The sequence below is a fragment of the Streptomyces sp. NBC_01016 genome (assembly GCF_026341035.1).
Lineage (GTDB): Bacteria > Actinomycetota > Actinomycetes > Streptomycetales > Streptomycetaceae > Streptomyces.
Map to the genome: position 1 here is coordinate 3,403,422 of NZ_JAPEOQ010000002.1, position 22,478 is coordinate 3,425,899.

A 22,478-nucleotide genomic window follows, 5' to 3' on the forward strand; every position below is an offset into this window, starting at 1 on the left:
TGTAACTCGGTTACGTTATGATGTCTGCCGTGATGATCGACAAGGCGCAGCAGACGGACGTAGAGCAGGACAGGGCGCGCCCCGTCCTCGTGACGGGAGCCACCGGACGGATCGGCCGGGCGGCGGTCGACGAACTTCTGGCCGCGGGCGTGCCCGTGCGGGCGCTCACGCGCGATCCCGCGGCCGCGGCCCTCCCGGACGGGGTCGAGGTCGTGGCGGGCGACTTCGCCGAGCCCGCCTCGCTCGACCGCGCGCTGCGCGGCGTGCGCTCGGTGTTCCTCCTGTGGACGGCGCCGCCCGCCACGGCAGGGGCTGTCATCGAGCGGTTCGCGGCCCACACGCGAAGGATCGTCCTCCTCTCTTCGCCGCACCGCACACCGCACCCGTTCTTCCAGCAGCCCAACCCGATGGCCGAACTGCACTCCGGGATCGAGCGCCTGATCGCGGACTCGGGGCTCGATTCCACGATCCTCAGGCCCGGCATGTTCGCCTCGAACGTGCGCCTGTGGTGGGAGCCGGCGATCAGTGCGGGCGAACCCGTCCGATGGCCCTACGCCGCCGTGGAGACCGCCCCGATCGACGAGCGCGACCTCGCCGCCGTGGCGGCCCGCACCCTGTACGAGGACGGGCACACCGGCGGCGACTACGTCCTCACGGGCCCCGAGGCGCTCACCCACGCCGAGCAGGTGCGCGTGATCGGCGACGTCATCGGCCGCCCGGTCCCGTTCGAGGAGTTGACGCCGGACGGGTTCCGGCGCGCGACCGAAGGTGTCTGGCCGCGGCCGGTCGTCGACATGCTGCTCGACGCGTGGGGCGCGAGCGAAGGGCACCCGGCGTACGTGACATCGACGGTGGCCGACATCCTCGGGGTGCCCGCGCGGACGTTCCGCGAGTGGGTCACCGATCAGTGGAAGGCGCCGCTGTAGGCATTGAGGGCCGGCTGACCGCCGAGATGGGCGTAGAGGACGTTCGAGTCCTTGGGGATGTCCCCGCCGTGTACGAGGTCGATGAGCCCGGCCATCGACTTGCCCTCGTACACCGGGTCGAGGATCACGCCCTCCAGTTCGCCGGTCAGCCGGATCGCGTCCACGGTGGAATCGACCGGGATGCCGTAGCGGTCACCGGCCCAGCCCTCCAGAACGGTGATCTCGTCGTCACGCAACTCCCGTCCGAGGCCGATGAGTTCGGCGGTGTTGCGGGCGATCTTCGCCACCTGGGCGCGGGTCTCGTCGATCTTCGCCGAGGCGTCGATGCCGATCACCCGGCGCGGCCGGTCCTGGCCCGCGAACCCGGCGATCATGCCCGCGTGTGTGCTGCCGGTGACGCTGCACACCACGATCGTGTCGAAGAAGACGCCCAACTCGCTCTCCTGCTGCTCCACTTCGTACGCCCAGTTCGCGAAGCCGAGGCCGCCGAGCGGATGGTCGGAGGCTCCGGCGGGAATCGCGTACGGGGTGCCGCCCGCGGCGCGTACGTCCTCCAGGGCCTGCTGCCAGCTGTCCTTGAAGCCGATGCCGAACCCGGCCTCGACCAGGCGTACATCGGCGCCCATGATCCGGGACAGCAGGATGTTGCCGACCTTGTCGTTGACCGCGTCAGGCCAGTCCACCCAGCTCTCCTGCACCAGTACGGCCTTCAGGCCCAACTTGGCGGCGACCGCGGCCACTTGCCGGGTGTGGTTGGACTGCACGCCGCCGATGCTGACGAGCGTGTCCGCGCCCTGGGCGAGCGCGTCGGGGATCAGATACTCCAGCTTGCGGGTCTTGTTGCCGCCGAAGGCGAGCCCGGCGTTGCAGTCCTCCCGCTTGGCCCAGACGCGCGGGCCGCCGAGGTGCTTGCTGAGCCGGTCCAGGGGGTGCACGGGGCTGGGGCCGAACAGGAGGGGGTGGCGCTCGAAGTCGTTCAGGGGCATGGGGACTCCTTGCGTGGGCGGGCCCGTCGGGCGCTGGTCATCGGGGGCTGGTCATCGGGAGTGGAGGGTGCGGCGGCGCAGCACGAACAGGCTGGTCAGGCTCGCCACGGCGGCGAACGCCACCCAGTAGCTGGGGGCCGCGGACTGCCCGGTCGTGTCGAGCAGCCAGGCCGCGATCATCGGGGTGAAGCCGCCGAAGACGGTGACACCGATGTTGTAGCCCACCGCCATGCCGGTCGCGCGGGTCTCGGCCGGGAAGATGCCGGCCATGAGTGCGCCCATGGGTCCGTAATAGCAGCCCTTGAAGAGCGCCATCACCATGACGACGCCGATCAGCATGGCCAGCGAGGGCGAGGCCACGAGGAGCGCGAACATCGGGTAGATCAGCAGCAGGACCGCGCCCGCCGCCGGAATCATGATCGCGATCTGGCCCACCCGGTCGGAGAAGTGGCCCGCCACACTCGTCACCGCGAGCAGCACCAGACCGCCGGCGAGCGCCGCGATGAAGCCCGTGGAGTCCGGGAGACCCAGGGTCTTCGTCGCGTACGTCGGGATGTACGTGATCAGGTAGTTGAGGCAGGTCGTGACGGCGAGCAGCCCGATGGTGAGCAGCACACCGGCCTTGTGCTCGCGCAGCATGGTGCGCACCGGCGCACGGACGGGTTCGGACTCCGGGGCGGTGGTGGGTGGTTCGGGCACGTTGCGGCGGATGTAGAGGCCCACGGGCGCCACGAGCAGGCCGATGAGGAACGGGATCCTGAAGCCCCATGAGGTGAGCTGGTCCTCGCTGAGGGTCGAGGTGAGCACGGTGCCGAGGAGGGCCGCGAGCAGTGTGCTGGCGGCCTGGCTGGTGAACTGCCAACTGGCGGCGAAACCGCGCCGGTTCGGCATGAACTCGACCATCAGTGCCGTCGCGCTGCCGAACTCGCCGCCCGCCGCGAAGCCCTGGATGAGGCGGGCGAGGAGGATGCCGATCGGTGCGACCGCGCCGATCGCCGCGTACGACGGCATCACGCAGATCAGCAGCGTGCCCAGTGCCATCAACCCGATCGACCAGGACAGCGCGGCCTTTCGACCGGCCCGGTCGGCGTACGAACCCAGCACGAGAGCGCCCACGGGCCGGATCAGGAAGGAGACGCCGAAGGTGCCCAGGGTGAGGAGCAAGGACACGGCCGGGTCGTCGTTGGTGAAGAAGACCTTCGACAGGTACGTCGCGAAGTAGCTGTAGACCGCGATGTCGTACCACTCCAGGGCGTTGCCGACGCACGCCGCGGTGATGATCTTCCCTGGGCTCGGTGTGGTGGCCGCCCGTCCCGTGGTTCTCGCTGGTGGCGCGCTCACGGGGTGGTCCCGTCGTCGTCGCTGGACGGGACCTGCGGGGGCCAGGTGCCGAGCCCGCTGAGTTCGGCGAGATCCCAGAAGAGGCCGGCCATCACCTGGAGCGACTCGCGGACGAGCGGGGCGGGCAGATGCTCGTCGGGGGCGTGCTGGGAGCAGCCCGGGTAGGAGTGCGGAACCCACACCGTGGGCAGGCCGAGGCCGCGGGAGAAGGCGGAGTTGGGCAGCGAGCCGGCGAGGTTGGGCAGGAGCGCGGGCGTCGTGCCCGTCGTGCGCTCCAGCGAGTCCAGCGTCCAGCGCACCCAGGGGTTGTCCGGGTCGAGCCGGGTCGCCTCCATGCCGTAGTCGGCGGTGACGTCGACCATGTCGAAGCCGTGCTCGTCGAGGTGCTTGCGCAGCGCGCCCTCCACGTCGGACGCCTCCAGGCCGACGACGAAGCGGAGCTGGCAGTGGGCGCGGGCGGTGCCCGGGATGGCGTTGGTGGGGCTGTCCGGCTGGCCCGTGGTCATGGCCAGGACCTCGATGGTGTTCCAGGCGAAGAGGCGCTCGTTCGGGGTGAGACCCGGCTCGCCCCAGCCGGGATCGGGGGAGGGCCCGTCGGTGCCGGCGGGGATGTCCGCGAGGGCCCGGCGCACCTCGTCGGGGATCCCAGCGGGGCGCAGGCCCTCGACGCGGATGCTGCCGCGGTCGTCCACGAGGCAGGCGATCGCGTTGGCCAGCACGGTACCGGGGTTGCGCAGCAGCCCGCCCAGGTTGCCGGAGTGGTGGGAACCCTCGCGCAGCTCCAGGGAGAGCGTGAAGTTCACGGCGCCGCGGGAGCCGAGGAAGACGGTGGGGCGGTCCGTCGCGACGCGCGGGCCGTCGGAGCCGATGAGCAGGTCCGCGGCCAGCAGCCGGCCGCGCTCCTGCTCGCAGAACTCGGCGAGGCCGGGGGACCCGAACTCCTCACCGGTCTCCAGCAGAAACACGACGTTGTAGCCGAGCGACCCCTGCCGCTGCCCGATGACATGCTCCAGGGCGACGAGATTGACCAGGTGCTGCCCCTTGTTGTCGGCGACCCCGCGCCCGTACCAGCGCTCGCCCTCGACGGTGAGCCGCCAGGGATCCAGCCCGGTGCGCCACCGGTCGGGGTGTCCCGGCTGCACGTCCGCGTGGCCGTAGGTGAGGAGCGTGGGCAGGCCCTCGGCCTCGGTGCGGCGGGCGACCAGGAACGGGTGGCGCGCGGAGACGGGGTTCTCCGCGATGTCGACGGCGAACCCCATGCGGTCGAGGCGGGGCGCCACCTCCTCGGCCAAGTAGCGGCGCAGCTCGGGTTCCTGGCGCGGGTCGTGGCTCTCGGTGGGGACCGCGACGAGGCGGGTGAGTTCTTCCCTGAACGTCCCGGAGTCGAAGTGGTGTGCGGCGCTGTCGATCGCGTCCTGTCTGCTCATGGGCCACGACGGTGGCACCGCACGGAAGGGGCCAACAAGGGGTGGTAGGACGTCCGTCGGTGACAATATGGGAACGCGTGCGTTGCCGTTGCGGCAACGCAAACCGGCACGGCATGTATACGAAAAGCGCCTGCGGAGAGAACGCGAGGGTGGAAATCCGATGCCACTGGTCGACCCGGCCCTGAAGTACTTCATCGCCGTCTTCGAGACGGGATCGGTGAACGCGGCGGCACGCCGTCTCTTCGTCGCGGGCTCCGCCGTGAGTCGCCAACTCGCCCGGCTGGAAAGGGAGGTGGGCGCCCCGCTCTTCGACCGCCTGCCCAGCGGTGTCATCGCCACCCCGGCCGGGCGCGCGTTCGCGGGCTTCGCGCGGCGGGCGATCCAGGACGCCGAGGCGTTCACCGACGAGGTGCATCAGCGCCGGACGACGAGGGCGGTCATCACCGTCGCCGCCACGATCGGTGTCACCCACCATCTGCTGCCCGACGTCGCGGCAGGCTTCCACGCGGCGCACCCGGAGGCCCGCGTCATCCTGCACGTGGCGCGGCCGACGGAGGCGACCCAGATGGTGGCGGAGGGCATCGCCGACTTCGGCGTCACGTTCAACATCGCGCTGCCGGCGGGTGTGTCGATCCGTTACACGCAGGAGGCCCCGCTGTGCGCGATCGTCCGCAGGGGGCACCCCCTCGCGGACAAGCAGGCCGTCTCGGTCCGCGACCTCGTCCGGCACCCGGTGGCCCTGCCCTCGACCGACACCACGAGCCGGCTGCTCCTGGAGGCCTCGGCGGCGGCCCACCAGCTCACGGTGGAGGGCGTCTTCGAATGCACGACAGTGGACGCCCTCCTGCGCTTCGTGCGCGCCAGCAGCGCGGTCACCCTGGCCAGCCGCGTCACCCTGGGCCCGTCCGACCGCCGCGCACTGGCCGCCGTCCCCCTGGAAGAAAAGGAATTCCGCCAGCGCACCCTCCAGGTCCAATGCCGCGCCGGCCGCGAACTCCCGCCCGCCGCGGCGGATTTCATGGACCGGGTCATCGATGCGCTGGGGCATCGGGCGGTGTGAGGGTGTTGGGTCCCTGCGGTCGACGGGTGACGATGACCCCATGACACGTAGACCCGCACCACACTCATGGGAACACCCGGGCATCGAGGTCCGCCCGTCTCCCGTAGGAGGCTCGGGCCTGTTCGCACGGACACCCATCACGACCGGAACAACCGTGGCCCGGCTGGGCGGTCGCCTGGTCTCCGACGCGGAACTGCGCGCCCTCCTCGACGACGCCGTCCGCCACCCGGAACGCCCGTACGTCGACACGATCGCCGTCGCCGACACGAGCCACCTGGTCCTCCCGCCCCGCAGCGAACAGTCCATCGGCTACAGCAACCACAGCTGCGATCCGAACCTGTGGTGGGACGGCCCGTACACCCTCGTCGCCCGTCGCGACATCGCGCCGGACGAGGAACTGACCAGCGACTACGCCACCAGTACCTGGGACCCGCGGTTCGTCCTGGCGTGTGCGTGCGGCGCGAGGAACGGCTGCCGGGGGACCGTCACCGGAAGCGACTGGCGGCTGCCGGAGTTGCAGGAGCGGTACGGCGATCACTGGGTTCCGGCCGTCCTGGACCGGATCGCCGAGGCGTCGCGGTCATGACCGGCACATATCGCATCGCCCCCCTCGGCAAGACGTGCACCTGGCAAAGCGCCGCGGGCGGGGCAGACAGCTGCCCCGCCCGCGGCGGTGTGCTCACTCAGTCGTCGGGGACCGTCAGTCCCCGTGGCCGAGCGCGACGTCGAGGTCGCTCGGGTTGCCGCTGCCCGCCACCGTGACCGGCTTCGACACCGGCGGGTAGCCGCTGGCGATCACCGTGTACGTGGCGCCGGACAGGCCGGCGAAGGCGTACGCGCCGTCGTCGCCCGTGGTGTGCACCGCGACGACGTTGCCCGCCTGGTCGAGGAGCGTGACGCGGGCGTCGTTCACCGGGGAGCCGCCGGTGCCACGGACCGTGCCGGTCAGGGTCGCGGCGGAGCGCAGTACGGCGTCCTGCCGGGTGGCGGTGCCGCCCGCGACCTGGGCCTGACCCGCGAAGGGCTGGAAGCCCTCCGCGCTGGCCGTGAACGTGTAGGCGCCGGGCGGCAGCTGCGGCAGCGAGTAGCCGCCGTCCGTGTCGGTGAGCGCCGAGCCGACGGTCTCACCGCGCTCGTCGGTGGTGATGACGAGCGCGCCGATGACGGGAGCCGAGTCGGACTCGGACCGTACGGTGCCGTAGAGGCCGCCGTCGCCGCTGAGGACGAGGTCGAAGCTGACCGGTCCGTCCGCGCGGAGCGCGAGCGTGGCGACCCGCGGGTCACGGCCGGGCGCCGAGCCGACGAGGACGTAACCGTCGCCGTCGCCGGACGGGGCCGACACCGCGTAGCTGCCGTCGGAGGCGGCGGCGCCGCGGCCGATCTGGGCTCCGGTGCGGTCGATCAGGGTGACCACGGCGCCCGTCAGGGGAGCACCCTGAGCGTCGAGGATCCGGCCGTGCACGCCCGGCCCCTCCACCGCGAAGGCGGTGGCGACGGGAGTGACGGGAGCGGCGGAGGCCACGGACTCGGCGACCTCGGCCGCCTCGGACGTCGACTCGACCTTCTGCTGCGCGTGGGCCAGCGGACGGCCCGCACGGTACAGCAGCACCGAGACGATGAGACCGGCCACGAAGAACCCGGCGGCCCACCAGTACGCGGTCGCGTAGCTGTGCACGGCGGCCTCGGCCTGGTCGAGCTTCGAGGCACCGTGGTCGGCGATGTAGTTCGAGGCGGCCGTCGCGGCCATGGTGCTGAACAGCGCCGTACCGATCGAACCGCCGACCTGCTGCATGGTGTTGACGGTTGCGGCGGCGACGCCCTGGTCCTTCGGGTCGACCCCGAGGGTGGCGAGGCTCATCGCGGGCGGCATCACGAGACCGATACCGACACCGATCATGATCAGCGGCGGCAGCACGTGCGAGGCGTAGCTGCTGGTCACGTCGAGCGCGGTGAGCCAGACCAGGCCGCCCGCGGTGAGACCCATGCCGACCGGGACGACCGGCTTGGGGCCGAGCTTCGGAACCAGCGCCATGGTGGCGACCTGCGCCGTCACCATCAGCGAAAGGATCATCGGCAGGAACGCGACGCCGGTCTCCATCGGGCTCTTGCCGAGGATGATCTGCAGGTAGTAGGTCAGGAACAGGAAGATCCCGAACATGCCCGCACCGGTGATGAACACGCTCACGTAGGACGCGGCACGGTTGCGGTCGGCCAGGACGCGCATCGGCAGCAGCGGGTGCTTGGCCCGGGTCTGCCACACGATGAAGAGCGCGAGCAGCACGACGCCCGCGGCCAGGAAGACCCAGCACATCCAGTTGCCCCAGCTGTGCGTCTCGGCGTTGGAGAAGCCGAAGACGATGCTGAAGAGACCCGCCGCGACGAGCAGCGTGCCCAGCAGGTCGAGCTTGGGGCGCGGGCCGGGAGCGGGCTTGCGGACGAAGATGACCGCGCCGACGACCGCGACCGCGGCGATGACCAGGTTGACGTAGAGCGTCCAGCGCCAGTCGAGGTGCTCGGTGAGGAAGCCGCCGAGCAGCATGCCGATGGCACCACCGGAACCGGCGATCGCACCGAAGATGCCGAACGCGCGGGCGCGCTCCTTCGGCTCGGTGAACGTCGTCGTGAGCAGTGCCATCGCGGTCGGCGCGAGGATCGCGCCGAACACACCCTGCAGGGCGCGGCCCGCGACGAGCATCGAGAAGCCGGTGGCGGCACCGGCGAGGGCGGACGAGCCCGCGAACCCTATGAGGCCGATGATCAGCGTGTTCTTGCGTCCGAAGAGGTCGGACAGCTTGCCGCCGAGCAGCAGGAGGCTGCCGAAGGCGAGCGAGTAGGCGGTGACGACCCACTGGCGGCCGTCGTCGGAGAAGCCGAGGTCCGCCTGGGCGGACGGCAGGGCGATGTTCACGATGGTGGCGTCGAGCACCACCATCAGCTGGGCGAGGCCGATGACGGCCAGCACCCACCAGCGGTGGGGCACGTGGTGCGCGGCCGGGGCGCCCGGCGGCTGTGCGGACGAGGCCGCGGCCGGACGCTCGGGCGCGTCGAGCGGGGTGGGCATTGCGTGGTCCTTCGAGGTCTGTCGGGAGCCGGAGGCCGGGAGGGGCCGGAGGCGGTCAGGCGTTCAGCAGCAAGGGGAGGACGACGGTGTCCACGTAGCGCTGGAGATATTCGGTGTCGGCCGCCTGCCGCTCGAGGAGCGGCCGGGAGAAGACGGAGCCGACGAACATGTGCGGAAGGAAACCGCAGGCGGGCGCGGAGCGGTCGATCTCGCCGCGCTCCGCGGCCCGCGCGAGCATCGCCTCGAACAGGTCGAGCTCGGGCTGGACGAGCGCCTCGTGCACGGCGTCCGCGAGCTCCGCGTCCTTGCGGATGGCCAGCGAGATGCCGCGTACGAGGTCGAGGTCCTTGCGGGCCTCGCCGATCCGCTGCGCGAGCGCGTGCAGATCGCCCCTCAGGGACCCGGTGTCGAGGTCCTCCAGGGAGAACGGCCGCATCTCGCGCAGCGCCTCGGACACCAGGCGTGGCTTGCTGCCCCACTGCCGGTAGAGCGTGGCCTTGCTGCACCGCGACTCCGCGGCGACGGCGTCGAGCGTCATCGTCTCGTAGCCGACGTCGCGTACGAGGTCGAGGGTGCGTCCGTAGAGCTCGCGCTCCCGCTCGGGGGTGAGCCGGGTGCGCCGCTTTCTGCGGGTGAGGGGTTCGGGCAGCCCCATGGATTCCTTGCCTGATGGTGGTGCGCGGATCCGCTCGCGGTCTGTCGTGCGCGGATAAGCGATCCGAAACGGTTTCGTACCGCTAAAAGGTACGCCCTCCCGTCATCGAAACGCAAACGTTTCGCTGTGGGGTTGGTCCGGACCGCCGCCGCAATGATTCCGAATGTGCATCGCAAGATGCGAAATCGGTGTTGGACGCGCATCAGCCCCAGCTCATAGCGTCACGCCAGACCAGTGACGCAGGCCATACGGGAGTCGGCCCGCCTCCTGGTACGTCTGTCGCACACCTCAGTTCGGGAGCACCACCGCTATGACCGCCTACACGCCCGCCGGCCTCGGTCGACGCCTCGGCTCTGGCCTGCTGTCCTTCCCCGTGACCCACTTCCGGGGCGAGGACCACCCCGCCGCCCTCGACTTCGACGAGGAGGCCTTTCGGGAGCACATCGGCCGCCTGGGAGCGTACGAGGTGGCCGGGCTCTTCGCGGCCGGCGGCACCGGCGAGTTCTTCTCGCTGACCGTGCCCGAGGTCGGGCGTGTCGTCGCCGCCGCCGTGGCCGCCGCACCCGAGGGCACGCCGATCCTGGCCCCGGTCGGCTACGGCACCGCCACCGCCGTCGAGATGGCGAAGGCCGCCGAGAGCGCGGGCGCCGACGGCATCCTGCTCTTCCCGCCGTACCTCACCGAGGCCCCGCAGGACGGACTCGCCGCGCACGTCGAGGCGGTCTGCAAGGCGACGAACCTCGGTGTCATCATCTACAGCCGCGCGAACGCCGTGTACCGCGCCGACACCGTGGCCCGCGTCGCCGAGTGCTGCCCGAACCTGATCGGCTTCAAGGACGGCGTCGGTGACATCGACGCCATGACCCGCATCTACACGAAGCTCGGCGACCGCCTCACCTACATCGGCGGCCTGCCGACCGCTGAGACCTTCGCCCTGCCCTACCTCGAACTCGGTGTCACCACCTACTCGTCGGCCATCTTCAACTTCGTCCCGGAGTTCGCGCTCTCCTTCTACGCGGACGTCCGCGCCCGCCGCCACGACGAAGTGCTGCGCAAGCTCCGGGAGTTCGTCCTTCCGTACACGGAGATCCGCAACCGCAAGAGCGGGTACGCGGTCAGCATCGTCAAGGCGGGACTCACCGTCACCGGCCACCCCACGGGCCCGGTCCGGCCGCCGCTGACCGACCTCGAACCGGACGAACTCGACGCGCTCACCGCGCTGATCAGGGGGATCGACCTCTGAGAGCACACCACGCGCGACCCATGCACTGCCCGCCCCTTCCGTAGGTCCCCTCATCCGCCTGCGAGCCGCACGCGAAAGGTCTCACCGTCCATGAGCACCAAGGTCGTTCCAACCGCCGCCACCCCCGTCGTCGCCTCGATGCGGGTCGTCCCGGTCGCGGGCCAGGACAGCATGCTGCTGAACCTGAGCGGCGCCCACGCCCCGTACTTCACCCGCAACCTGGTGATCCTCACCGACTCCGACGGCCGCACCGGTGTGGGCGAGGTCCCCGGCGGCGAGCCCATCCGCGGCACCCTCGAAGACGCCACCGACCTCGTCGTCGGCCGGCCCGTCGGTGACCCGCAGGCGGTGCTGCGCGCGATACGCGAGCGGTTCGGCGACCGGGACGCGGGCGGCCGCGGCGCGCAGACCTTCGACCTGCGCGTCACCGTGCACGCGGTCACCGCCGTCGAGGCCGCACTGCTCGACCTGCTCGGCCAGTACCTGAACGTGCCGGTCGCGGCGCTCCTCGGCGAGGGCGTGCAGCGGACGTCCGTCCCCGTCCTCGGCTACCTCTTCTACGTCGGTGACCGCCGCCGCACCGACCTCCCGTACCGCGACGAGTCCGACGCCAAGGACGCCTGGGAGCGGCTGCGCAGCGAGGAGGCGCTCACCCCCGAGGCGGTCGTCGCGCTCGCCGAGGCGGCCCAGGAGCGGTACGGGTTCCAGGACTTCAAGCTCAAGGGCGGTGTGCTCGACGGGCGCGCCGAGGCCGAGGCCGTCACCGCGCTCGCCGAACGGTTCCCCGAGGCCCGCATCACCCTCGACCCCAACGGCGGCTGGCTGCTCGACGAGGCCATCGAGATCGGCCGTTCGCTGCGTGACGTGCTCGCGTACGCCGAGGACCCGTGCGGCGCCGAGGGCGGCTACTCGGGCCGTGAGGTGATGGCCGAGTTCCGCCGCGCCACCGGCCTCAAGACCGCCACCAACATGATCGCCACGGACTGGCGGCAGTTGGGCCACGCCATCAAGGCCGACGCGGTCGACATCCCGCTGGCCGACCCGCACTTCTGGACCATGAACGGTTCGGTGCGTGTCGCGCAGCTCTGCGACGCCTGGGGTCTGACCTGGGGCTCGCACTCCAACAACCACTTCGACGTATCGCTGGCGATGTTCACGCACGTCGCCGCCGCGGCGCCCGGTGACATCACCGCCATCGACACCCACTGGATCTGGCAGGACGGCCAGCGCCTGACCCGTGAGCCGCTGCCCATCGAGGGCGGCGCCATCGCCCTGCCCGAACGCCCGGGCCTGGGCGTCGAGTTGGACATGGAGCAGATCGAGGCGGCCCACCAGCGCTACCTCTCCCTCGGCCTCGGCAGCCGGGACGACGCCGCCGGTATGCAGTACCTGGTCCCCGGCTGGACCTTCGACGCCAAGCGCCCCGCGCTGGTGCGCTGAGCCTTCTCCGCTCGCGCCTCTCTTTTTGCCGGTGCGGCGTCCGTCCGTGACGCCGCACCGAGCCCTCGCATGCCCTGACTTCAGAACGTGCACCTCCGTCACTTCGAAGGAGAAGTGATCATGCCCATGCTCGTCGTTGCGCTCAGTGTTGTGGCGCTGCTGTTTTTGATGACCAAGATGAAGCTCAACGGCTTCGTTTCCCTGCTTCTCGTCGCGGTGGTCGTCGCGATGGTCCAGGGCATCAGCCTGCCGGAGATCTCCGATGTACTGGAGACCGGTATCGGTGATCAACTCTCCGGCACCCTGCCGGTGATCGGCCTGGGGGCCATGGTCGGCCGCGTGATGGGTGACGCGGGAGCGGCCCAGCGCATCGCCACCAAGCTGACCAAGGCGTTCGGCGACCGATGGGTGCAGGTGGCGATGGTCGTCACCGCGATGCTCATCGGCGTCACGATGTTCTACGAGGTCGCCTTCGTCATCATCGTCCCGGTGGCGTTCACCCTGGTCCGCGTCACCCGGCAGAACCTGCTGTGGATCGGCCTGCCGATGTCCATCGCGCTCTCCACGATGCACAGCTTCCTGCCGCCGCACCCGGGCCCGGTCGCCGTCGCCGAGACGTTCGACGCCTCCATCGGCAAGACGCTCTTCGTCGGCCTGTTCATCGCCGTCCCGGCCGGCGCCCTGATCGCCCTGGTCTGGCCCCGGCTGCCGTTCATCCGCCGGATGAACCCGTCGATACCCGAAGGCCTCGTCACCGAGCACGTCTTCGACGAGGACGAGATGCCGGCCCTCGGCTGGTCGCTCGCGGTCGCCCTGCTCCCGGTGGTCCTCATCGCCGGCGCGGCCATCGCCGAGATGACCCTCGACGACCACGCCCCCGGCATGGGTGTCATCAAGTTCATCGGTTCCCCCGAGTTCGCGCTGCTGCTGACCCTGCTTCTGGCCATGTACGTCTTCGGCCCGCGCGTCGGCCGCTCGTTCAAGGAGATCGCCACCTCCTGCGGCGACGCCGCCAAGTCCATGGCCATGATCATGCTGGTGATCGCGGCGGGCGGCGCGTACAAGAACGTCCTCGTCGAGGGCGGCATCGCGGACTACATCAAGAACACCACCGAGCACTGGTCGATCTCGCCGCTGCTGCTCGCCTGGCTGATCGCCGCGATCCTGCGCATCGCCCTCGGCTCGGCCACGGTCGCGGTGTCCACCGCCGCCGGCATCGTGGCACCCCTGGTGGCGAGCAGCGGCGCCTCCCCGGAGCTGATGGTGCTCGCCGTCACCTGCGGCTCGATCGCCTTCTCCCACGTCAACGACCCGGGCTTCTGGATGTTCAAGGAATACTTCAACCTCTCGGTCCTCGACGCGATCAAGGCACGGACCACGTATACGACGGTCCTGGCGTTGCTGGGCCTCGGTGGGGTGTTGGCGCTCAATGCCGTGATGTGAGGGTCTTCCGGCAAGCAGTGACACCGGGTCGCGCGAGGAGCGGCCCGGTGTCACGCCGACATGAGGGCCCGGGTCACCGCCGTGATCGCCGGGGTCGGGGTGCCAGGGAGGCGGGCCAGGTGCACCCGGCGGATCTCGGGCGGTGCCCCCTCGACGCTCAGCAGCGTCACCCCCGGCGGCAGCACCGGAGCGAGTCGGCGCGGCACCGTGGTCACTCCGAAACCGGCGGCGACCAGCTGCGTCTTCGTCAGCCAGTCGCGCGCCGAGTGGACCACGCGCGGCCGTCCGGGCAGACCCGGCCAGACGCCCAGCAGGGGCTCGGAACGGGACGACGGGGTGGCGATCCATGCCGCGTCGACCAACTCGTCGATGTGCACGCCGGCGCGGCCCGCGAACTCCCCGGTCGCCGGGGCCGCCACCACCAGGTCGGTGTCCTCGACGGTCTCGAACCGCAGGCGCGGTGACTCGCCGTCCGACGGCCGGTGCGGCGGGCGGGAGGTGAGCAGCGCCAGGTCGATCGAGCCGGCGCGCAGCGCCCGCGTCAGGCCGGGCGTGGTGCCCTCGCGCGTGGTGACCGTGATCTGCGGATCGGCCTGCGCGAGGCGCCGCAGCGCGGCGGGCAGAAACGCCGCGCCCGCGCTCAGGACGGCGCCCAGACGCACCACTTCCGTCCGCGCCGCGGCCCCGGCGAGTTCACGCTCCGCCGCCGCGACGGCGTCGAGGACGGTCCGGCCGTGCCGCAGCAGGGTCAGGCCCGCCGGTGTGAGCCGCACCCCGTTCCTGCGGCGCTCGAACAGGGCGGCGCCCGCGGCCTGTTCGAGGGCGGCGGCCTGGCGGGAGACGGCCGACTGCGTGTAGCCGAGCCGGGCGGCCGCCGCCGTGAAACTGCCGGACTCCGCGATCTGCCGCAGGACCCGCAGGCCCGCACTGGAGATGTCCATGGGTCCTACGAATACCAGGGCCGCTCCGCACGGACACCAGCGGCACGCCATGCGGACTCCGCATGGCAGGGATGCCGGATCGTCGCTTCCCGCATGCCCGGCGCGCTCCTAACGTCGATCCCGGAAACCGTTCCCTCACACCCGGAGGTCCACCCATGCGCGCAGCGGTCCTGACCGAGTTCGGCGCCCCGCTCACGGTGCGGGAGCTGCCCGACCCGAAGCCCCACGCCGGTGAGGTGTTGGTCGAAGTGCTGGCCGCCTCCGTGGCCCCGTACGCGGACGAGGTCTTCGGCGGCGTACGGAACTACCCGCTCGTCCCGCCCGTCGTGCCCGGCATCGGCGGCGTGGGCCGGATCGTGCACATCGGCCCGGACGCCACCCGGCTGCGCGTGGGCGACCTCGTGTGGTGCGACATGACCGTGCGCTCGCGCGACGACGCGCTGACCCCCGACATCGCGCTCCAGGGCTGGAGTTCGCGCGGCGAGGGCGGCGCCGCGCTCGCCCGGCACCTGCACGACGGGGCGTTCGCCGAGCTGATGCGTGTCCCCACGGAGAACGTCTTCCCGCTGCCCGCGCAGGCGGCGGACGACCCGGCCCGGTGGGCGGCGATCGGCGCGCACATCATCCCGTACGGAGGGCTGCTGGCCGGCGGGCTCGCGGCGGGGGAGACGCTGCTGGTCAGCGGAGCCACCGGGAACCTGGGCAGCTGCGCGGTCGCGATCGCCCTCGCGATGGGGGCGGGGCGGGTGGTCGCGCCCGGCCGGAACCGGGCCGCTCTCGATCTCCTCGCCGACCGGTTCGGCCCGCGGGTGCGCACCGTCCGGCTGACCGGTGACGAGGCCGCCGACAGCGCCGCGACGACCGCCGCGGCCGAGGGGCCGGTCGACATGATGCTCGACCTGCTCCCGCCGAGCGCGCCCGGCTCCGTGACGCGCGCTGCGGCGATGACCGTGCGCGAGTACGGCCGCGTCGTCCTCATGGGCGGCGTCGGCATGCTCGGCGGCGACGACCTCGCGTTCCCCTACCCGTGGCTGATGCGCAATTCGATCACGGTGCGCGGGCAGTGGATGTACCCGCGCGAGGCGAACACCGGCATCATCCGGCTGCTCGCCGCAGGCGCGCCGGACCTCGCCGCCGAACGCGTCCGGACCTTGCCGCTCGACGAGGTCAACGAGGCCGTCGCGTACGCGGCCGCCCACGGCGGCCCGTTCGACCGTACCGTTCTGGTGCCCACGAGCGGCTGACCCGGCGAAGCGGAACCCGGCAAAGCGGAAGCCGGGTTTCCCTTTACCGTTTCTTTGCTGATAGAAAACTCCGGTTCACCCCGCACGTCCCGCACTGACTGAGGTGCCTGCCCCACCCCGGAGTCCCCGTGTCCTACACACCGTGGTCGCTGCTCAGCGACGCCGGTCTCATCGCCGCGCTGCTGCTCGTCGGCACGCTGCTGCGGGCCCATGTCCGGCTGTTCCAGCGGCTGATGCTGCCCTCCAGCGTCATGGCGGGCTTCCTCGGCCTCGCGCTCGGCCCCGAGGGGGCGGGGCTGCTGCCCTTCTCCGATCAGCTCGGCACCTACGCGTCCGTCCTGATCGTCGTCGTGTTCGCCTGCCTCGCCCTCACCGACGGCCTCGGCCTCAAGGGCTTCGGCAAGGCGGCCGGCTCCTTCGGCTCGTACGGTGTCGCCGCCTACGCCCTCCAGGTGGGCATCGGCGTCGTCCTCGGCCTGGTGCTGCTGCAGCCTGTGTGGGACGTGCCCGACGCCTTCGGCGCGCTGCTCTTCGCGGGCTGGGCCGGCGGCTTCGGCACGGCGGCCGCGCTCGGCACCGCCTTCGAGGCGAACGGCTGGGAGGGGGCCAGCTCGCTCGGCTTCACCTCGGCCACCGTGGGCATGCTCGTCGGAGTCGTCGGCGGCATCATCCTGTGCAACTGGGGCGCGCGGCGCGGCCACACCAGCAGCGTCGGCCGCTTCGAGACGCTCCCCGAGGAACTGCGCACCGGCCTCGTGCGCGACGAGAAGGAGCGCCACCCCACCGGCAGGGCGACCACCTCGCCCGCCTCGATCGAGCCGCTCGGCTTCCAGATCGCGGTCATCGCCGCGCTCTCCGCGGCCGCGTACGGCGTCTCCGAGTGGATCACCGGGATGTTCCCCTCGCTGATGCTCCCGGTCTTCGCGCTGGCCTTCATCCTCGGCCTGCTCCTGCGCGCCGTCGTGGCCCGCACCAAGGCCTGGAACTACGTCGACGGGGACTCGCTCAAGTCGCTCTCGGGCACCGCCACCGACGTCCTGATCACCTGCGGCATCGCCTCCATCGTGCCCAGCTTCGTCGCCGACTTCTGGCTGCCGCTGGCGCTGATGTTCGCGGTCGGCCTCGCCCTGGTGCTCTTCCTGTTCCTGGTCGTCGCGCCGCGCCTCTTCGAGGGGAACTGGTTCGAGAAGGGGCTCGTGACGTGGGGCTGGACGACCGGCGCCGCCGCGACCGCGATTGCCCTGCTGCGCATGGTCGACCCGAAGCTGAAGAGCGGCACGCTGGAGGAGTTCGGCGTCGCGTACATCCCCGTCGCGCCCGTCGAGACGGCCACCGTCACCTTCGTGCCCGTCCTGCTGTCGGCCGGTGCCGCCTGGGCCGTCGGCGGCGCGTGGGCCGCGGTCGGCGTGCTCGCGCTCGTCCTGCCGTGGCTGGCCGGCTGGGCACCGCGCGGCAAGGCGAAGGCGGATGCGTCGCCGGTCAAGGAGAGCGCCGGAGTCTGAGACACCACGCATCGACAACGCCCCGGGCCGACAGGCCCGGGGCGTTCTTCGTGCACACCCATTGCATGGGCTCCCCGAATCATCCGATGATTGCGGGGCATCGCCAAGCGCTCCACTTCCGCCCCAACGGCCCCCGGAGACGCCCCAGATGACCGAGACCGGAAGCTCCCCCGCCCCATCACCCGCCCCGTTCCCCCTGCGCACCAAGCTCCTCCCGCCCCCCGCTGTACGGGAGCTGCCCGCACCGCCCGCGAAGACCTGGCGGATCATCGGCCCCGGCGTCGTGGCCGCCGGAGTCGGACTGTCCTCGGGCGAGTTCATCCTGTGGCCGTACATCGCCACGCAGGTGGGCCTCGTCTTCCTCTGGGGCGCCGTGGTGGGTGTCGTCACCCAGTGGTTCCTCAACATGGAGATCGAGCGCTACACCCTCGCCACCGGCGAGACCGCGGTGACCGGGTTCAACCGCTACTGGCGGCACTGGGGCCTGGTCATGGTGGTGTTCACCTACGCGGCCAACCTCTGGCCCGGCTGGGCCACCAGCTCGGCGACGATGCTCAGTTACGTGTTCGGAGGCACACCCGCCTACATCGGCATCGGCCTCCTGGTCCTCATCGGGCTGATCCTCACCCTCGCGCCCGTCGTCTACAACGCGCTGGAGAAGCTGCTCGGCGTCAAGATCCTCGTCATCGGCGGCTTCTTCGTCCTCGCCCTGATCCTCGCCGTCACCGCCACCACGGTGGGTGATCTGCCGAAGGCCGTCACCGACGCGACGTTCCCCTCCGAACTCGGCGTGGCCGTCCTCATGGGCGCCCTCGCCTACGCGGGCGCGGGCGGCGGGCAGAACCTCGTGCAGAGCAACTGGATCCGCGACAAGGGCTTCGGCATGGGCCACTACGTGCCCCGGCTCGTCAGCCCGGTCACCGGTCAGGAGGAGGCCGCGGGCCCCGTCGTCGGCTACGTCTTCGAGCTCAACGAAACCAACATGTCCCGCTGGCGCCGCTGGTGGCGCTTCGCCAACATCGAGCAGGCCGTCACCTTCGTCCTCGTCACCATCGTGACGATCGTCCTGTCGTCGATGCTGGCGCACTCGACGCTGTTCGGGACCGGCGGGCTCGAGAACAACGTCGGCTTCATCGAGAAGGAGGGCCAGGTCCTCCAGCAGCGCGTCGGGGACTGGTTCGGTGTCTTCTTCTGGCTGGTCGGCGCGTTCTCGCTGTTCAGCGCGGCCACCGGCATCATCGACTACACAAGCAGAATGGCGGCCGACGTCCTCAAGTCGACGTATCTGCGCGGGAGTCGGACGAGCGAGTCGCGGATGTACGCGCGCCTGGTGTGGGCGGTCGTCGCCGTCGGCGCGATCGTGCTGCTCTCCGGGCTCGACCAGCCGCTCGTCCTGCTCGTCATCTCGGCCTGCGTGTCCGGACTGATGATGTTCGTGTACTCGATCCTGCTCCTCGTCATGAACCGCACCGCGCTGCCCAACGCCCTGAAGGTGCGCGGCCTTCGCGTGGCCGCGCTGGTGTGGGCGGTGGTGCTCTTCGGTGTGCTGTCCGTGCTCACGGCGCGGCAGCAGCTCGCCGACCTGTTCGGCTGAACGACCCCGGCTACGTAGAGGAGAGACATTCATGGCACATGGTCACGCGGCCCGACGCAGCCAGGCCTGGTTCGGTGCCGCCGGACGAGGCGGCATGGTGTACCGGTCCTGGATGCGCAACCAGGGCTTCGGGCCTGAGGTGTTCGACGGGCGGCCGGTGATCGGGATCGCCGTGTCCGCGTCCGAACTCGCGCCCTGCAACGCCCACTTGCCCCGGGTCGCCGAGGCCGTGAAGCGTGGGGTGTGGCAGGCCGGGGGCTTCCCGCTCGAATTCCCCACCATGGCCACCGGCGAGACACTGATGCGGCCCACGGCCATGCTGTACCGCAACCTCATGGCCATGGAGGTCGAGGAGCTGATCCGCGCCAACCCGCTGGACGGTGTGGTGCTGCTGTCGGGCTGCGACAAGACGACCCCGGCCATGCTCATGGGTGCCGCGAGCGTCGACCTGCCCGCCGTGATGGTCACCGGCGGGCCGATGCTCAACGGCAAGTTCCAGGGCCGCGACGTCGGTTCGGGCACGGCGGTGTGGCAGATGGAGGCCGAGGTCAAGGCCGGGCGGATGACCGAGGAGGAGTGCTTCTTCGCCGAGGGCTGCATGGCCCGCTCCAACGGCCACTGCATGACGATGGGCACGGCCTCCACCATGGCGTGCATGGCGGAGACGCTCGGCATGCAACTCCCGGGCTCCGCGACCTGGCCCGCGGTCGACATGCGCCGCTACGAGACCGGGCAGGCGGCAGGCCGCCGCATCGTGGACATGGTGGACGAGGACCTGCGCCCCTCCCGCATCCTCACCCGCGAGGCCTTCGAGAACGCGATCCGTACGAACGCGGCGATCGGCGGCTCCACCAACGCCATCATCCACCTGACGGCGCTCGCCGGCCGGGTCGGCGTGGACCTCGACACCGAGGACTTCGACCAACTCGCCCGCGACATACCGACCTTGCTCAACCTGATGCCGTCCGGCACCTACCTCATGGAGGACTTCTGCTACGCGGGCGGCCTGCCCGCCGTCCACCACGAGCTGGTACGGGCCGGGCTGCTGCACGGCGAAGAACTCACCGTCACCGGGCGCAGCATCGCCGAGAACGTGGCGGACGCGGAGCGCATCGGCGACGAGGTGATCACGCCAGTGGTCGCCCCGTTCCAGCCGGCGGGCACGGGGACGGCCGTCCTGCGCGGCAACCTCTGTCCCGACGGCGCTGTCATCAAGCAGTCCGCGGCCTCGCCCCACCTGCTCACCCACACCGGCGTCGCCCGCGTCTTCGACTCCCCGGAGGCCTATCACGCGGTGTGCGACGACCCGGACCTGGACGTCGACGAGAACACCGTGCTCGTCATCCGCGGCGCGGGACCGAAGGGCTACCCCGGCATGCCCGAGGTCTCGAACGTGCCCCTGCCCACCAAGCTGCTGAAGGCCGGCGTCACCGACATGGTGCGCGTCTGCGACGGCCGGATGAGCGGCACGGGGTACGGCACGGTCGTCCTCCACGTGGCACCGGAAGCGGCGGTCGGCGGCCCCCTGGCCCTCGTACGCGACGGGGACACCATCACCCTGGACGTACCGAAGAGGTCACTGCAACTGGAGGTGGACGAAGCAGAGTTGGCGAGGCGGCGCGCCGCGTGGCAGCCGCCGGCGCCGCGACACACGAGCGGCTACGCGTGGCTGTACACGCAACACGTCGAGGGCGCCGATCGCGGCGCGGACTTCGACTTCCTGCGCGGATGCCGCGGGAGCGCCGTGCCGCGCGACTCGCACTGAGGCGGGTGTGGGTAGCCTCGGGGGCATGGCCAACATCAATTTCAGTTCTCGTGTCGGCGTCTGGTGGACCAGTGACCGGTGGCCGATCAACGACGTCGTCGCCCGAGCCCGTGAGATCGAGAACCTCGGCTACGCCTCGCTGTTCTACGGCGAGGCCGGAGGCAAGGAGACCTTCACGCAGGCCGCCGCCCTACTGGGCGGCACCGAACGACTGGTGGTCGGCACCGGCATCGCCAACATCCACGCCCGCAGCGCCCCCGCGAGCGAAGCGGGCGCCCGTACGCTCGGCGCGCTGCACCCGGGCCGCTTCGTGCTCGGCCTCGGCGTCAGCCACGCCCCACTGGTGGAGCACAGCTACGCCGGTTCCTACAGCAAGCCGCTGGCCACCATGCGGGAGTACCTGCGGACCATGGACGCGGTGCCGGCCGAGGTGGAGCCGGACGGGCAGCGCCCGGCCCGACTCCTCGCCGCCCTGGGCCCGAAGATGATCGAGCTGTCCGGCAAGGCGGCCGACGGGGCGCACCCGTACCTGGTGACCCCGGAGCAGACCGCGTCCACTCGCGAGCAGCTGGGGCCCGACAAGTGGGTGGTCAGTGAGCAGGGCGTCGCGCTCACCACGGACCGGGAGACCGGTCTGCGGCGTGCGCACCAGCACCTGCACATGTACTCGCAGCTGCCCAACTACCGTAATTCCTGGCTGCGTCAGGGATTCGACGAGTCCGACGTGGTCATCGGCGGTTCGGACAAGCTGGCCGAGGCCATGGTCGCCATCGGCGACGCGGAGACGGTCGCCGCGCGCGTGCGGGCGCAGCTGGACGCGGGCGCCGACCAGGTGGTCGTGCAGGTCCTCGGAGACGACCCCTCCGCCGACCCGCTGCCGGCGCTGCGCGAACTCGCCCCGGCCCTCGGCCTCGGCACCGCTTAAGAGGAGGCGGCCGATCGGTCGCGGTACGTCGTGGTCGCGAGCTGGACGAACGAGCGGATCAGCGGGTTGGTGTCGCCGTCGCTCCACGCCGCGACCACGCGGCTCGGTGGCATGTCGGTCAGCGGCACCACGGTGAGTCCCTGCCCAGGTGGGTGACCCAGGAGTGTCATGCCGACCGTGCCGTTCCAGAGCACGGCCTGCCGGCACTCCTGGACCGTGCGGACCACCGGGCCCTCGCGGGGCCGCCCGCCGCTCCAGTACGTCTGCCAGTCGGGGTCGGTGCCCGGCGGGAACACGAACCAGCGGCGGTCGGCCAGGTCCGCCAGGGCCAGGCTGTCGCGGCGGGCCAGCGGATCGTCGTCGCGCAGCAGGGCGCCCACCGGGTCGGCGCCCAACTCGCGTACGGCCAGGCCGGTTTCGTCGAACGGGCCACGGGTCAGGGCGATGTCGACGAGGCCGGCGTGCAGCCCGCAGGTGGGATCGGTCAGGTCGGTCTCGCGGATGCGCACCTCGACGCGCGGGTGCGTACGGCTGTGGGCGGCGGCAAGCCGGGTCACTCCCGGATCGCTGCTGTCGCCCAGGACACCCACGGTAAGAGCGGCGGATCCCGCCGCCACTGCCACCCGGTCACGTACCAGGTCGGCCCGCTCCAGCAGGGCGCGCGCCTCGTCGAGCAGTACCAGCCCCACCGCGGTCGGCGTGACACCGGCGGGGGAGCGGTCGAACAGCGCGGCCCCGACCTCGGTCTCCAGCTGCTTGATCGCCCGACTCAGCGGTGGCTGACTCATGTGCAGCCGGGTGGCGGCCCGGCCGAAGTGGAGTTCCTCGGCGACCGCCACGAAGTAGCGCAGCGTGCGTAGCTCCATGCGGGGACGATACCCGTACGGTATCGGCCTCGCGAAACGGGTCTTGGACGGAACGCCTG

18 protein-coding genes are annotated in these 22,478 nt (G+C 71.2%); 11 read left to right on the forward strand and 7 right to left on the reverse strand.

Annotated elements, in window-relative coordinates; all coding sequences use genetic code 11:
* The first annotated feature begins 32 nt into the window (after positions 1–32).
* Positions 33–926 (forward strand): NAD(P)H-binding protein, encoded by an 894-nt coding sequence (locus OG746_RS42215; RefSeq protein ID WP_266725743.1) that lies wholly within the window; start codon positions 33–35, stop codon positions 924–926.
* Here OG746_RS42215 and OG746_RS42220 read toward each other — a convergent pair.
* The 3 genes from OG746_RS42220 to OG746_RS42230 are packed head-to-tail and all read right to left on the reverse strand — an operon-like array spanning position 905 to position 4,680.
* Positions 905–1,912, reverse strand: coding sequence for a 1-aminocyclopropane-1-carboxylate deaminase (locus OG746_RS42220; protein ID WP_266724442.1), 1,008 nt, complete (start codon positions 1,910–1,912; stop codon positions 905–907). The two genes, OG746_RS42215 and OG746_RS42220, sit on opposite strands and share 22 nt — an antisense overlap.
* A 51-nt stretch (positions 1,913–1,963) precedes the next feature.
* A complete protein-coding gene (locus OG746_RS42225) occupies positions 1,964–3,253 on the reverse strand; it encodes an MFS transporter (RefSeq protein ID WP_266724444.1) in 1,290 nt (429 codons plus the stop codon).
* Positions 3,250–4,680, reverse strand: coding sequence for a M20 family metallopeptidase (locus OG746_RS42230; protein WP_266724445.1), 1,431 nt, complete (start codon positions 4,678–4,680; stop codon positions 3,250–3,252). Before OG746_RS42230 ends, OG746_RS42225 begins: the two co-directional genes overlap by 4 nt.
* Before the next feature lie 160 nt (positions 4,681–4,840).
* Between OG746_RS42230 and OG746_RS42235 the strand changes: the two genes are divergently transcribed.
* Positions 4,841–5,740, forward strand: coding sequence for a LysR family transcriptional regulator (locus OG746_RS42235; protein ID WP_266724446.1), 900 nt, complete (start codon positions 4,841–4,843; stop codon positions 5,738–5,740).
* Between the two features lie 40 nt (positions 5,741–5,780).
* Positions 5,781–6,326 carry an SET domain-containing protein gene (locus OG746_RS42240; RefSeq protein ID WP_266724448.1) on the forward strand — a complete coding sequence of 182 codons (546 nt, stop codon included), beginning with the start codon at positions 5,781–5,783 and terminating at the stop codon, positions 6,324–6,326.
* Positions 6,327–6,440: 114 nt separating this feature from the next.
* Here the strand turns inward: OG746_RS42240 and OG746_RS42245 are convergent, their stop codons facing one another.
* Together OG746_RS42245 and OG746_RS42250 are read right to left on the reverse strand one after the other, a co-directional pair.
* Entirely contained in the window at positions 6,441–8,801 is a 2,361-nt protein-coding gene (locus tag OG746_RS42245) for an MFS transporter (protein ID WP_266724450.1), read from the reverse strand.
* 55 nt (positions 8,802–8,856) lie between these two features.
* On the reverse strand, positions 8,857–9,456 hold the full coding sequence (locus OG746_RS42250; protein ID WP_266724452.1) for a TetR/AcrR family transcriptional regulator: 600 nt from the start codon (positions 9,454–9,456) through the stop codon (positions 8,857–8,859).
* Between the two features lie 310 nt (positions 9,457–9,766).
* On the opposite strand from OG746_RS42250, the gene kdgD reads away from it, so the two are divergent.
* From kdgD to OG746_RS42265, 3 genes are all read left to right on the forward strand, one after another.
* Complete coding sequence (gene kdgD, locus OG746_RS42255; protein WP_266724453.1) at positions 9,767–10,699, forward strand: 5-dehydro-4-deoxyglucarate dehydratase; 933 nt, start codon at positions 9,767–9,769, stop codon at positions 10,697–10,699.
* A gap of 90 nt (positions 10,700–10,789) precedes the next feature.
* Entirely contained in the window at positions 10,790–12,139 is a 1,350-nt protein-coding gene (gudD, locus tag OG746_RS42260; RefSeq protein WP_266724454.1) for a glucarate dehydratase, read from the forward strand.
* A gap of 120 nt (positions 12,140–12,259) precedes the next feature.
* Entirely contained in the window at positions 12,260–13,582 is a 1,323-nt protein-coding gene (locus OG746_RS42265; RefSeq protein WP_266724456.1) for a gluconate:H+ symporter, read from the forward strand.
* Positions 13,583–13,632: 50 nt separating this feature from the next.
* On the opposite strand, the gene OG746_RS42270 is transcribed toward OG746_RS42265, so the two are convergent.
* Positions 13,633–14,523 carry a LysR family transcriptional regulator gene (locus OG746_RS42270; RefSeq protein WP_266724457.1) on the reverse strand — a complete coding sequence of 297 codons (891 nt, stop codon included), beginning with the start codon at positions 14,521–14,523 and terminating at the stop codon, positions 13,633–13,635.
* Between the two features lie 155 nt (positions 14,524–14,678).
* Here OG746_RS42270 and OG746_RS42275 point away from each other — a divergent pair, with 155 nt between their 5' ends.
* The 5 genes from OG746_RS42275 (at position 14,679) to OG746_RS42295 (ending at position 21,553) form a co-directional block, all read left to right on the forward strand.
* Positions 14,679–15,767 (forward strand): alcohol dehydrogenase catalytic domain-containing protein, encoded by a 1,089-nt coding sequence (locus OG746_RS42275; protein ID WP_266724458.1) that lies wholly within the window; start codon positions 14,679–14,681, stop codon positions 15,765–15,767.
* 128 nt (positions 15,768–15,895) lie between these two features.
* Positions 15,896–17,269: a sodium/glutamate symporter gene (locus tag OG746_RS42280; RefSeq protein ID WP_266724459.1), complete on the forward strand. Its 1,374-nt coding sequence runs from the start codon at positions 15,896–15,898 to the stop codon at positions 17,267–17,269.
* Positions 17,270–17,417: 148 nt separating this feature from the next.
* A complete protein-coding gene (locus tag OG746_RS42285) occupies positions 17,418–18,863 on the forward strand; it encodes an Nramp family divalent metal transporter (RefSeq protein WP_266724461.1) in 1,446 nt (481 codons plus the stop codon).
* 31 nt (positions 18,864–18,894) lie between these two features.
* Positions 18,895–20,628, forward strand: coding sequence for an IlvD/Edd family dehydratase (locus OG746_RS42290; RefSeq protein WP_266724463.1), 1,734 nt, complete (start codon positions 18,895–18,897; stop codon positions 20,626–20,628).
* A 25-nt stretch (positions 20,629–20,653) separates the two neighbouring features.
* Positions 20,654–21,553 (forward strand): LLM class F420-dependent oxidoreductase, encoded by a 900-nt coding sequence (locus OG746_RS42295; RefSeq protein WP_266724465.1) that lies wholly within the window; start codon positions 20,654–20,656, stop codon positions 21,551–21,553.
* On the opposite strand, the gene OG746_RS42300 is transcribed toward OG746_RS42295, so the two are convergent.
* A complete protein-coding gene (locus tag OG746_RS42300) occupies positions 21,550–22,419 on the reverse strand; it encodes a LysR family transcriptional regulator (protein ID WP_266724467.1) in 870 nt (289 codons plus the stop codon). The genes OG746_RS42295 and OG746_RS42300 overlap by 4 nt on opposite strands.
* Between the last annotated feature and the right edge of the window lie 59 nt (positions 22,420–22,478).